Source organism: Streptomyces sp. NPDC001599, assembly GCF_042893535.1.
GTDB lineage: Bacteria > Actinomycetota > Actinomycetes > Streptomycetales > Streptomycetaceae > Streptomyces.
The window spans coordinates 872,494-884,014 of sequence record NZ_JBIAVA010000002.1; the positions used below are offsets into that span (position 1 = coordinate 872,494).

General features: G+C 73.2%; 11 protein-coding genes. 4 read left to right on the forward strand and 7 right to left on the reverse strand.

Going from position 1 to position 11,521, the window contains the following annotated elements; translation table 11 throughout:
- Positions 1 to 66 precede the first annotated feature (66 nt).
- The gene (locus tag ACFYZ3_RS08725; protein ID WP_037837350.1) at positions 67 to 219 is read right to left on the reverse strand and encodes a hypothetical protein; all 153 of its coding nucleotides are present in this window, start codon (positions 217 to 219) and stop codon (positions 67 to 69) included.
- A gap of 244 nt (positions 220 to 463) precedes the next feature.
- Here ACFYZ3_RS08725 and ACFYZ3_RS08730 point away from each other — a divergent pair, with 244 nt between their 5' ends.
- The gene (locus ACFYZ3_RS08730) at positions 464 to 1,360 is read left to right on the forward strand and encodes an NYN domain-containing protein (RefSeq protein WP_388514830.1); all 897 of its coding nucleotides are present in this window, start codon (positions 464 to 466) and stop codon (positions 1,358 to 1,360) included.
- A 60-nt stretch (positions 1,361 to 1,420) separates the two neighbouring features.
- Here the strand turns inward: ACFYZ3_RS08730 and ACFYZ3_RS08735 are convergent, their stop codons facing one another.
- Both ACFYZ3_RS08735 and ACFYZ3_RS08740 read right to left on the reverse strand, forming a co-directional pair.
- Positions 1,421 to 2,317: an alpha/beta fold hydrolase gene (locus ACFYZ3_RS08735; protein ID WP_388514831.1), complete on the reverse strand. Its 897-nt coding sequence runs from the start codon at positions 2,315 to 2,317 to the stop codon at positions 1,421 to 1,423.
- A 111-nt stretch (positions 2,318 to 2,428) separates the two neighbouring features.
- Positions 2,429 to 5,050: a DEAD/DEAH box helicase gene (locus tag ACFYZ3_RS08740; protein ID WP_388514872.1), complete on the reverse strand. Its 2,622-nt coding sequence runs from the start codon at positions 5,048 to 5,050 to the stop codon at positions 2,429 to 2,431.
- Positions 5,051 to 5,542: 492 nt separating this feature from the next.
- On the opposite strand from ACFYZ3_RS08740, the gene ACFYZ3_RS08745 reads away from it, so the two are divergent.
- On the forward strand, positions 5,543 to 6,316 hold the full coding sequence (locus tag ACFYZ3_RS08745; RefSeq protein ID WP_388514833.1) for a ferritin-like domain-containing protein: 774 nt from the start codon (positions 5,543 to 5,545) through the stop codon (positions 6,314 to 6,316).
- A 78-nt stretch (positions 6,317 to 6,394) separates the two neighbouring features.
- Here ACFYZ3_RS08745 and ACFYZ3_RS08750 read toward each other — a convergent pair whose 3' ends face one another.
- From ACFYZ3_RS08750 to ACFYZ3_RS08765, 4 genes are all read right to left on the reverse strand, one after another.
- Positions 6,395 to 6,664 (reverse strand): hypothetical protein, encoded by a 270-nt coding sequence (locus ACFYZ3_RS08750; protein WP_388514834.1) that lies wholly within the window; start codon positions 6,662 to 6,664, stop codon positions 6,395 to 6,397.
- A 214-nt stretch (positions 6,665 to 6,878) separates the two neighbouring features.
- On the reverse strand, positions 6,879 to 7,106 hold the full coding sequence (locus tag ACFYZ3_RS08755; protein WP_361004020.1) for a DUF3107 domain-containing protein: 228 nt from the start codon (positions 7,104 to 7,106) through the stop codon (positions 6,879 to 6,881).
- Positions 7,107 to 7,248: 142 nt separating this feature from the next.
- Entirely contained in the window at positions 7,249 to 7,890 is a 642-nt protein-coding gene (locus ACFYZ3_RS08760) for a TetR/AcrR family transcriptional regulator (RefSeq protein ID WP_030400709.1), read from the reverse strand.
- 176 nt (positions 7,891 to 8,066) lie between these two features.
- On the reverse strand, positions 8,067 to 8,294 hold the full coding sequence (locus ACFYZ3_RS08765; RefSeq protein WP_361004023.1) for a hypothetical protein: 228 nt from the start codon (positions 8,292 to 8,294) through the stop codon (positions 8,067 to 8,069).
- A gap of 252 nt (positions 8,295 to 8,546) precedes the next feature.
- On the opposite strand from ACFYZ3_RS08765, the gene ACFYZ3_RS08770 reads away from it, so the two are divergent.
- Complete coding sequence (locus ACFYZ3_RS08770; RefSeq protein WP_388514836.1) at positions 8,547 to 9,578, forward strand: alpha/beta fold hydrolase; 1,032 nt, start codon at positions 8,547 to 8,549, stop codon at positions 9,576 to 9,578.
- A gap of 8 nt (positions 9,579 to 9,586) precedes the next feature.
- On the forward strand, positions 9,587 to 11,293 hold the full coding sequence (locus ACFYZ3_RS08775) for a DUF3152 domain-containing protein (protein ID WP_388514837.1): 1,707 nt from the start codon (positions 9,587 to 9,589) through the stop codon (positions 11,291 to 11,293).
- The last annotated feature ends 228 nt before the right edge of the window (positions 11,294 to 11,521 follow it).

The window sequence follows — 11,521 nt, forward strand, 5'->3', positions numbered from 1 at the left end:
CGCACAGAACAGGGCCCCCGCACGGTGTTCCGTGCGGGGGCCCTGAGCATGTGCGAACGGTCCGCGTTACAAGGCCGAGGTCTCGGCGGGGCGGATCCACAGGCGCTGCCCGATGGCGGCGGCCTGCTGAACGATGCGGTTCACGGAGGCGGCGTCCACGACAGTCGTGTCCACGGGGGTCCCGTCGACGTCGTCGAGTCGCATGACTTCAAAGCGCATGGCCTCTCCCTTGATCTGGTCATCCTCCTGAGGAGAACTACTGGTGTGGCTCCTGGGTCGTCGGTGCCCGGGCTTCCGTAGTGGTCAACGGGATGCCCTCTGCAAACATTCCCTACGCTAAGGAAATTTTTCGCACGACTAATTACTGACAAGTAAGTCGCTTGTTACCGCGCGACAGGTGTCTTGTACAAGACTGACCGGGACCGGTTGTGTTCGTAGCGTGACCGCCGGGACAATGGAGGCGATGAACGACGACCTCGCGCCCCTGAACGCTCGTATCGATCGCACGAACGAGCTGCTCCAGCGCATGCTCGCCGAGGTGGCGAAGACCCCGTCCACCCACGCGATCTTCGTCGACGCCGGCTACCTGTACGCGGCGGCGGGGCGACTGGTGGCAGGGACCGAGGACCGCCGGGCCTTCGACCTGGACGCCGAGGGGCTCATCGAGGCCCTCATCGACAGGGCCCGCACCATCTTCGCGGACAGCCGCCTGCTGCGCGTGTACTGGTACGACGGCGCCCGCCGCCGCATCCACACCGCCGAACAGCAGTCCATCGCCGAGCTGCCGGACGTCAAGGTGCGCCTGGGCAACCTCAACGCCAACAACCAGCAGAAGGGCGTCGACTCCCTCATCCGCACCGACCTGGAGTCCCTCGCCCGGCACCGCGCCATCAGCGACGCGGCCCTGCTCGGCGGCGACGAGGACCTCGTGTCGGCGGTCGAGGCCGCCCAGGGGTACGGCGCCCGCGTCCACCTGTGGGGCATCGAGGCCCCCGAGGGCCGCAACCAGGCCGAGCCGCTGCTCTGGGAGGTCGACAGCCAGCGCACCCTCGACCTGGACTTCTTCAAGCCGTACGTCTCCCGGCGCACGGGCGCCGCCGTCGAGGCGACGGGCCTCACCCGCCCCGCCCGGGAGGACGTCCGCTTCGTGGGCGCGCAGATCGCGGCGAAATGGCTGGCGGCCCGGGGGCGCGAGTCCCTGGTCGAGCTGCTGCCCGGCCACCCCTACCTCCCCGGTTCCGTGGACCAGGACCTGCTGGTGGAGGCCGAGGGACTGCTGCAGTACTCGCTGCGCGGCCAGGCCGACCTGCGCCGGGCGCTGCGGGACGGCTTCTGGGAGCACCTGCGGGCTCAGTACTAGGGCCTGTCCGGCGGAGCGCCTGTCCGGCGGAGCAAGTCGCAGGAGAGCCGCCGTGGCCTCTCAGCGCACGTACGGCCGGGGCGGCACGGGATGGTCGTCCCAGAAGTCGGCGAGGGCGCGGGCGGTCGGCAGGGGCTGGTCGGTGTTGGGGGAGTGCTCGGCGCCCGCGACGACCGTCCGGCGCGCGTCCAGCCGCCGAGCCATCTCGTCCAGGAGGGGCACGGGCCAGGTGTCGTCGTAGGCGCCCGACAGCACGTGGATCGGCAGCGGCACGGCGGCCAGCTCGGCGACACGGTCCGGCTCGGTGCACAACTGGCGTCCCGTGGCGAGAAGTTGCGCCGGCCTGGTGCCCAGCCAGCGTTCGCGCAGCCGTACCGGGTCCTCCGGGCCGTGGGCGGGGGCCGGGGCGCCCACCTCTTCCGGCGGTCCCATGGCCTGCATCACGTTCCAGACCTCCGCCATCGTCATCGTGTCCAGCGCGTCCCGCAGCAGCTTCACCCGCTGTTGCTGCGACTCGGAGATCCGCGCCGGGCCCGAGGACATCAGCGTCAGGGACAGGAACGGGGCGGGGTCGAGCAGGACGGCGGCCCGTGCGATCTGGCCGCCCAGGGAGTGCCCGACGAGGTGCAGGCGCGTCCCGAGGGCGGCGGCCTGCGCGAGCACGTCCCGGGCCAGTTCGGCCCGCGCGTACCCGGCCTCGTCGTGCTCGGGCCCGTCCGACTCGTACTGGCCCCGCCCGTCCACGGCGACCGTGCGGTAGCCGCGCGCCCCGAGCGGCCGGTGCAGCAGAGTGAAGTCCTCCTTGCTCCCCGTGAAGCCGGGCAGCATCATCACCACACCCCTCGGCGCGACCCCGGCGGCCACCGGCGAGTCGACGACGGCGAACTCACCGCGCTCGGTACGCAGCCGGTACGCGCGGGCGTCCGGGGGCGGGCTGAAGGCGGCGTTCCTGCTCACGGGCAGAGGCTATCGGGCGATGCGCACGGCGGCGACGACGCCCAACGCCGTCGGCCCGGCTCCGCGTGGATCGCGGGACCGGGCCGACGGCGTTGGGACGAGCGGCGCGGATCAGCTCTCGCCGGCCTCCGCGGGCTGCGCGGCGGCGGCCGTCTTGCGGACGCGGCGGGCCTTCGGCTTCGCCTCCGCCGTGTCGGCTTCCGCCGCGGGTGCCTCGACGGCGGCCGCGGCCTTACGGGTCCGGCGCCGCGGCGCGGTCTCCGGCTCCTGCGAAGCCTGAGCCGGAATCTCGGCGGCGGCCTCGACGGCCGCAGCCGTCTTCCGGGTGCGGCGGGTCTTGGGCTTCGCCTCCGCGGCCTCGGCGGTGTCGGCGGCGGCCTCTGCCTTGGCGGTGGCCGTCTTGGTGGCGGCCGTCTTGCGGGTGCGGCGCGGCTTGACCTCGGCCTCGGCGTCCGGAGCCTCGACGACGGGCTCGGCGGCCTTGCGGGTGCGGCGGGTCTTGGGCTTCGCCTCCGCGGCCTCGGCGGTGTCGGCGGCGGCCTCTGCCTTGGCGGTGGCCGTCTTGGCGGCGGCCGCCTTCCGGGTGCGGCGCGGCTTGGCCTCGGCCGCTTCCGGAGCCTGTTCCGGCTGCGCCGGAATGCCGGCCGCGGCCTCGGTGACCTCGGTCGGTTCGGCGGCCTTGCGGGTGCGGCGGGTCTTGGGCTTCGCCTCCGCGGCCTCGGCGGTGTCGGCCGCGGCCTCTGCCTTGGCGGTGGCCGTCTTGGTGGCGGCCGTCTTGCGGGTGCGGCGCGGCTTCGCCTCGGCCTCGGTCTCGGCGTCCGGAGTCTGCACGGCGGGCTCGGCCGCCTTGCGGGTCCGGCGGCGCGGCTTGGCCTCGGCAGGATCGGACGCGGGCTCGGTCGCTCCCTCGGCCGTGTCGACCGTCGCCTCGGCGGCGGTGGCCTTGCGGGTGCGGCGGCGCGGCTTCTCGGCGGCGGCCTCGACAGGCGCCGGGGCCTCGACGACGGCCGGAGCCACGATCGACTCCTCGGGGGCCGTCGGTGTCGCCGTCGGAGCGGTCTCCAGCGGCGCGGCCGGGGCCTCGGCCGACTTGCGGGTGCGGCGGCGGCGCGGCTTCGCCGGGGCCTCCACGACCTCCGCGGCCTGTGCGACCTCCGTGGTCTCCACCGCTTCGACGACCGTCGCCCCGGAAGGCGCGAGCGCGGTGTCCTCGGCGGCCCGCGTCACGGGGGCGTCGGGCGTCGCGGCGGTCTCCGGGCGTCGCGACGGCTCACCGTTGCGCGTACGGCGCCGGCGGCGCAGCGTGCGGGGACCCGTGACGTCGTCGGTGCCCACCTCGGCGGCGCTGTCCGCACCACCGGTCACGGCCTCGGCCGCGGGGGTCACGGAGGCCTCCGCGTCCACCGGCGCACCGCCGCGCATCCGACGGCGGCGGCGCGGCGTCGTACGGGACGAACGGTCGCGCTCGCGGTCGCCGGAACGCGCGTCGTCGCGCCCGCCCCGGCCACCCCGGTCGCCACGCCCGCGGCCACCGCGGCCGCCCGGCTCGCCCAGGTCCTCGAGCTCCTCCGCGTCCAGCCCGGCGCGAGTGCGCTCCGAGCGCGGCAGGACGCCCTTGGTGCCCTCGGCGATGCCGAGGTCGCTGTACAGGTGCGGGGAGGTGGAGTACGTCTCCGGCGGGTCGTTGAAGCCCAGGTCCAGCGCCTTGTTGATCAGCTGCCAGCGCGGGATGTCGTCCCAGTCGACCAGCGTGATCGCCGTACCCTTCGCGCCCGCGCGGCCGGTGCGGCCGATGCGGTGCAGGTACGTCTTCTCCTCTTCCGGCGACTGGTAGTTGATGACGTGCGTCACGCCCTCGACGTCGATGCCGCGCGCGGCGACGTCGGTGCAGACGAGCACGTCCACCTTGCCGTTGCGGAAGGCACGCAGGGCCTGCTCGCGGGCGCCCTGGCCGAGGTCGCCGTGGACCGCGCCGGAGGCGAAGCCGCGCTGCTTGAGCTGGTCGGCCAGATCGGCCGCCGTGCGCTTGGTGCGGCAGAAGACCATGGCCAGTCCACGGCCCTCGGCCTGCAGTATGCGCGCCACCATCTCGGGCTTGTCCATGTTGTGCGCGCGGTAGATGAACTGCTTCGTGTTCGCGACCGTCGCGCCCTCGTCGTCCGGCGAGGTGGCGCGGATGTGCGTGGGCTGCGACATGTAGCGCCGGGCCAGCCCGATGACCGCGCCCGGCATGGTGGCCGAGAACAGCATGGTCTGGCGCCGGGCCGGCAGCATGTTGATGATCTTCTCGACGTCGGGCAGGAAGCCCAGGTCGAGCATCTCGTCGGCCTCGTCGAGGACCAGGCACTTGACGTGCTTCAGGCTCAGCTTCTTCTGGCCCGCCAGGTCCAGCAGGCGGCCCGGGGTGCCGACGATCACGTCGACGCCCTGCTTCAGGGCCTCCACCTGCGGCTCGTAGGCGCGGCCGCCGTAGATCGCGAGGACGCGCACGTTGCGGACCTTGCCGGCGGTCAGGAGGTCGTTGGTGACCTGCTGGCACAGCTCGCGCGTCGGGACGACGACGAGGGCCTGCGGAGCGTCGGTGAGGGACTCGGGCGCCGCGCGCCCCGCCTCGACGTCGGCGGGGACGGTGACGCGCTCGAGGAGCGGAAGGCCGAAGCCCAGCGTTTTGCCGGTGCCGGTCTTGGCCTGGCCGATCACGTCCGTGCCCGAGAGGGCGACGGGGAGCGTCAGCTCCTGGATCGGAAAGGGAGCGGTGATGCCGACGGCTTCGAGGGCTTCGGCGGTCTCGGGGAGGATCCCGAGGGATCGGAACGTCGTAGTCAGGGTGCTGCCTCTTCTGTGTACGTGGTGCGAGGCGAGCGCGCGGGTCGTGCCGGACCGTGTCGGGGACGTCGGCTGCCTTACGGGTGAGCCGTAGGACACGGGACCTCTGTCGACGCTCCAGCGCTCGTACCACTGAGGGTCCCCCTCCGGATTCCGTACGCAGTGTGGCGTACGGCAGGGAGGGCTGTCGGGTCGGAGCCGATCGGGCCACCGACCGGGCATCCTCATGCGTGCGGCCCGACGACGATGTCACGTACCCGTACGTCACATACTCGGCAGGCGCATTACCACCATACCCCGGATTCGCGCACACGCGATGGCCGATTTGCTCACGTAGTCGTCGTCACACTGACTGACCAGGGCCTTACCACCGCCGAAGAGCGGGCTATTGTGCGCTGCATGACGAGCTCTGACAAGCCTGGCACCGCCGCAGACGCCCCCGCCGAGACCGCCGGTACCGCCGGTACCGCCGGAGCCACCCCGGTCGCCGCCCGCGACTGGGCGACGGCCGCGGCCGACCCGCAGTACCGCGCCGCGGTCGTGGACCTGCTCGGCGCGCTCGCGTACGGCGAGCTGGCGGCGTTCGAGCGGCTCGCGGAGGACGCCAAGCTGGCGCCCACGCTGGCGGACAAGGCGGAGCTGGCGAAGATGGCGTCGGCAGAGTTCCACCACTTCGAGCGGCTGCGCGACCGGCTGGCCGAGATCGGCGAGGAGCCGACGGGCGCCATGGAGCCGTTCGTGGCCGCCTACGACGGCTTCCACAAGCAGACGGACCCCTCGGACTGGCTGGAAGGTCTCGTCAAGGCCTACGTCGGCGACTCCATCGCCAGCGACTTCTACCGCGAGGTCGCCGCCCGCCTCGACACGGACACCCGCGAACTGGTCCTCGCCGTGCTCGACGACACCGGGCACGCCGGTTTCGCCGTGGAGAAGGTGCGCGCGGCGATCGACGCCGACCCGCGCGTGGGCGGGCGGCTCGCGCTGTGGGCGCGGCGGCTGATGGGGGAGGCGCTCTCGCAGTCCCAGCGGGTGGTGGCCGACCGGGACGCGCTGTCGACCATGCTCGTGGGCGGGGTGGCGGACGGCTTCGACCTCGCCGAGGTCGGCAAGATGTTCTCCCGGATCACCGAGGCGCACACCAAGCGGATGGCGGCGCTGGGTCTGGCGGCCTGACGCCGTCACCTGGGCCGGGCGCCGTTGCCCGGGCCTGACGCCGTCACCCGGGGCCGACGCGGTACGGCGGCCTGCCGGTCAGGCGGTCGCCGAACTGCGACGGAGCCTCCCCGCGGGGCGCAGCAGCAGCGACAGCGAGGCCGCGGAGACCGTCGCCGAACCCAGCAGCACCAGCACGAGCCCCCCGGCACCCAGCGCGGTGTGCGTGACGAACGCTCCGAAGAGGGCCCCGGCGATGCCGGTCGGCAGGACCAGGAGCGGGGCGGGCAGGCGGTGGGACAGACGGTGCGCGGCGGCCCATGCCAGAGCGAGGCCTAGGAGTGCGGCGCTGAGCGCTTCCAAGATCATGTCTGGGTCCCTCCCACATGGCCGGCCTGCCCCAAACGGTCACAGCCGACTTACCCCTGACCTGCGGAATGCAATCCTCCCCCTGTGGGTGCACTGTGCTCCGCCCGTGAACGGGAGTGGGGGCGGGTCCGAGAACGGGAAGACGGGTGGGGCCCGGCGGTGTGTCACCGCCGGGCCCCACCCGTTCTCAAGTCCGTCGTCCCGCGTCCGGTGGCTACAGCGTGCCGAAGCCCACCTTGCGCGGGGCCGACTCGCCGATCTCGACGTAGGCGAGCCGGTCGGCCGGCACCAGGACCTTGCGGCCGTGTTCGTCCACGAGGCTCAGCAGCTGCGACTTGCCGGCCAGTGCCTCGCCCACCACGCGCTCGACCTCCTCGGCGCTCTGACCGCTCTCCAGAACGATCTCGCGGGGCGCGTGCTGCACGCCGATCTTGACCTCCACGGCTATGTCCCTCCGACGGTCAGTAAGTGCGCGATCTTCCGCGCCGTACCAGCACACATTAGCCCGGTGAGGGGACGTACACGCAGCGTCGGAGAACGCCAGGAGCGAACAGCCGACGGGAACAGAACCGGCGCCGCGGCCCTCAGTGCTGCTCGGTGCCGTGCAGCGGGAAGCCGGCGATGCCCCGCCAGGCCAGCGAGGTCAGCAGCTGCACCGCCTGGTCGCGGGGCACGCTGCGGTCGCTGTGCAGCCAGGACCGCGCCACCACCTGCGCGAGACCGCCCAGTCCCGAGGCCAGCAGCATCGACTCCGCGCGCGAGAGGCCGGTGTCCTCGGCGATGACGTCGCAGATCGCCTCGGCGCACTCGTTCGTCACCTTGTCCACGCGCTCGCGCACGGCGGGCTCGTTGGTCAGGTCCGACTCGAAGACCAGGCGGAAGGCGCCGCCGTCGTCCTCGACGTAGGCGAAGTACGCGTCCATCGTCGCCCGGACGCGCTGCTTGTTGTCGGAGGTCGACGCGAGCGCGCTGCGCACGGACTGGATGAGTGCCTCGCAGTGCTGGTCCAGCAGGGCGAGGTAGAGGTCGAGCTTGCCGGGGAAGTGCTGGTAGAGCACCGGCTTGCTGACGCCGGCGCGCTCGGCGATGTCGTCCATCGCGGCCGCGTGGTAGCCCTGGGCCACGAACACTTCCTGTGCGGCGCCCAGCAGCTGGTTGCGTCGGGCTCGGCGGGGAAGGCGTGTGCCCCGCGGGCGTACCGCCTCTGTCTGCTCGATGGCTGTCACGCCGCCTCCCATAGTCGTCCTCGTGCGGTGTGCGCCGCGTCGACATCGTACTTTTCGGTAACCGTGGTGTGTGTGCTGCGAGCGCAGAATTTCACGGACCGGACGGTGGCGAAAGCCGCACAACAGGTTTCAAAAAGGGCCAGACCGGGCAAAGATCGGCCTCCCTTCAGGGGTGTTCAGCGGTAGTCGTCCTCGTCGTGCGAGACGACCCGGGCCTGCTCGGCCAGGTCGGCCTCGTTGGCGCGGTCCGGCTCGACGCCGGTCAGCGGCTCGTCGCGCTCCTGCCCGATGTCCGCCCGCTGCTCGGCGGCGTCGGCGTCGGGCGCCTCGACGTCGCGGTCCTCCGGATCCGGTGCCTGCGCCTCGTCGTCGAAGGTGTCGGGGTCGGTCGGGTCGACGGTCATGCTGGGCTCCCTTCCTACGGACGTCCCCGGGGTGCAGGGGTCACACGCGGGTGCCCACTTCACGAGCCTAGGAGACACCCGATCCGGACGCCATGCGTCGCCGGTCCCGGTCTTGCGCGCCCGGGTCCCGCGCCCGGCCTCGGGTCCGGTCCCGGGGCCGACGGCATCCGTACCCCGCCGGCGCGCCGCCGCAGCACTGCTTGTGACGGCGAACACATGAACCACTGCGTGATCGTCTCGTAACATTGCCGCATGCCTTCGACCGAGCCGCCGTCCGTGCCGCCCGCCAACGTGCTGCCGAAGGTCGCGGCCGTCAAGGTCGCGGACGGGGAGCGGCTCAGGTCGGTCCAGCTCCCCGGCATCACCCTGACGGTGCGGTCGAGACGGCCCGCCCGCGAGGGACTGCCGCCCGCCCTCTACGTCCACGGTCTCGGCGGCTCCTCGCAGAACTGGTCGGCGCTCATGCCGCTGCTGGACGGCGTCGTCCACAGCGAGGCCCTCGACCTGCCCGGCTTCGGGGACTCCCCGCCGCCGGACGACGGCGACTACTCGATCACGAGCCACGCGCGCGCGGTCGTCCGCCACCTCGACGCGGCCGGGCGCGGTCCCGTGCACCTGTTCGGCAACTCGCTCGGCGGCGCCGTCGTCACCCGCGTCGCCGCAGTCCGTCCCGACCTGGTGCGGACGCTGACCCTCGTGTCGCCCGCGCTGCCGGAGATGCGCGTGCAGCGCAGCGCCGTACCGACGGGGCTGCTGGCGCTGCCGGGGGTGGTTCCGCTGTTCAACCGGCTCACCCGGGAGTGGACCGCGGAGCAGCGGGTCCGTGGCGTGACGGCGCTCTGCTACGGAGACCCGGGGCGGGTGACGCCGGAAGGCTTCCGCAACGCGGTGGAGGAGATGGAGCGGCGGCTGCGGCTGCCGTACTTCTGGGACGCGATGGCGCGTTCCACCCGGGGACTCGTCAACGCGTACACGGTGGGCGGCCAGCACGGACTGTGGCGACAGGCCGAGCGGGTTCTCGCCCCCACGCTCCTGGTCTACGGTGGACGGGACCAACTCGTCGGCTACCGCATGGCCCAGCGGGCCACCCGCGCCTTCCGTGACTCCCGGCTGCTGACCCTGCCGGACGCGGGACACGTGGCGATGATGGAGTATCCGGAGGCCGTGGCCACGGCGTTCCGCGAGCTCCTCGCGGACACGGTGGGCACCGGGAAGCCGGCGGGTGGCGAGAGGATCGACGGGGCCGTCGACGGCGAGCCCGCCAACCAGACCACAGGAGGCTGAGGCGCGACGTGGGACGCCACAGCCGCCGCGGGCCCGCCCCCAAGGCAGACGCCGCGGACACCGCCGCAACACGTGAGAACCGGGCCGGTCGGCCCGATCCGCGTCGGACGAACGGGCCGTCGCAGGAGCCACAAGGGCCGTACGGGCCACAGGGGCCACAGGGGCCACAGGGGCCGCATGGGTCACATGGGTCACCAGGACCCCAAGGGTCCCATCAGCCTCAGCCACAGTGGCCCCATCAGCCGCAGGGGACCGACGGTGCGGCGCCACGCGGGGCGGTACCGGGCGACGTCCCGGGTGCCCGCCAGGGGTACGCGGGTCCCGGTCCCGGCCCGGGGCGAGGCCCTGCCGCGCGATTCCCGGACGAGACGCCGGCCCACGGTTTTCCGCGGACGGCGGACGGTACGCCCGCGGAGGGCGTCCCGAGGTTCCCCGACGGCACCCCGGCCCACGGTGTCCCCGGATACCCCGACGGCACCCCGGCCCACGGTGTGCCGCGGGTCCGGGGCGGTCACCCCGAGCAGCGGGAACCCGGCGGAGGCTGGGGCGAGCCGGCCGCGCGCCCCGGTGCCGGGTACGGACCGGCGGCGGGACCGCGCACCGGGGCCCCCGCGTCCTTCGCGCCGCCCTCGCCGTCCGCACCGGCCTCGCCCTTCCCGAGGCAGCGACAAGGGTCGGCGGAAGGGCCGCGGCAGGACTACCTGGACGCCTTCGGCGCGGACGACGACGTCTTCGCGGTCCGCCCCCGAGGCCGTACCCCCGGGGCGGCGCGGCCCGCCGACCCGTACGCCTCCGTCACCGACTGGAGCGCCGCGGACGGGGGAGCCTCCGGAGGCGGCGGCATCCCCGCCGGTGCCGAGGCGGACGCCGACGACGAGCCGCCCACGGGGGAACCCGCACCGGTCAAGGGGGCCAAGGGCCGGACCTTCACCGGTATCGCCGCGGCCGCCGTCACCACCGTGCTGGCCGTCGTCGTGGCCGGTCAGGTCGCCGACGGTTCGGACGGGGGCGACATGCGCGCGCAGTCCGCCACCGACCAGGCCCGCGGTGCCCACGACCCGGCGTCACGGGACGACGAACGGCCGACGCCCTCCGCGTCCGCGTCCGCGAAACCGCTGACGTACGAGCAGAAGATGGGCAAGACGTACCCGCTCGGCGCCACCCTCAAGGCCTCGGGGAAGTTCGACGCGATCCCGGGCATCGCCAAGGGGACCGGGAAGGGGCAGAAGTACACCTACCGCATCGACGTGGAGCAGGGGCTCGGCCTCGACGGCGAACTCTTCGCCGAGGCCGTGCAGAAGACCCTCAACGACAACCGGAGCTGGGCCCACAACGGCGCCCGCACCTTCGAGCGCATCGAATCCGGCCGACCGGACTTCGTCATCACGCTGGCCAGCCCCGGCACCACCGCCGAGTGGTGCGCCAAGTCGGGCCTGGACACCACCGAGGACAACGTCTCCTGCGACTCGGCCGCCACCCAGCGCGTGATGATCAACGCGTACCGCTGGGCCCAGGGCGCCGCGCCGTACGGCGACGCGATCCACGCGTACCGGCAGATGCTGATCAACCACGAGGTCGGTCACCGCATCGGCTACAACCACGTCACCTGCGACAAGGACGGCGAACTCGCCCCGGTCATGCAACAGCAGACGAAATTCGTCGACCACGACGGAATCGACTGCCGCCCCAACGCCTGGGCCTACCCGAACGGCTGACGGCCGGTTCGGGCCCGCGCATCACGTGTGGTGACCGCTTGATCTCTTAGCGCGACCGAACGCGCCTCGCACGGGAAAGTTACGACCGTTCACCCCTTTTGGTGGGGGGGGGGGGGGCCCCGCCCCCCCCCCCCCCCACATGGCCCCAACCGGCTGGCCGCGCGGGCCCCCCCGGCCCCCCCCGCGGCCCCCAAACGGTCGCAGGGGGGGGGGCCGGCGGCCACGGCC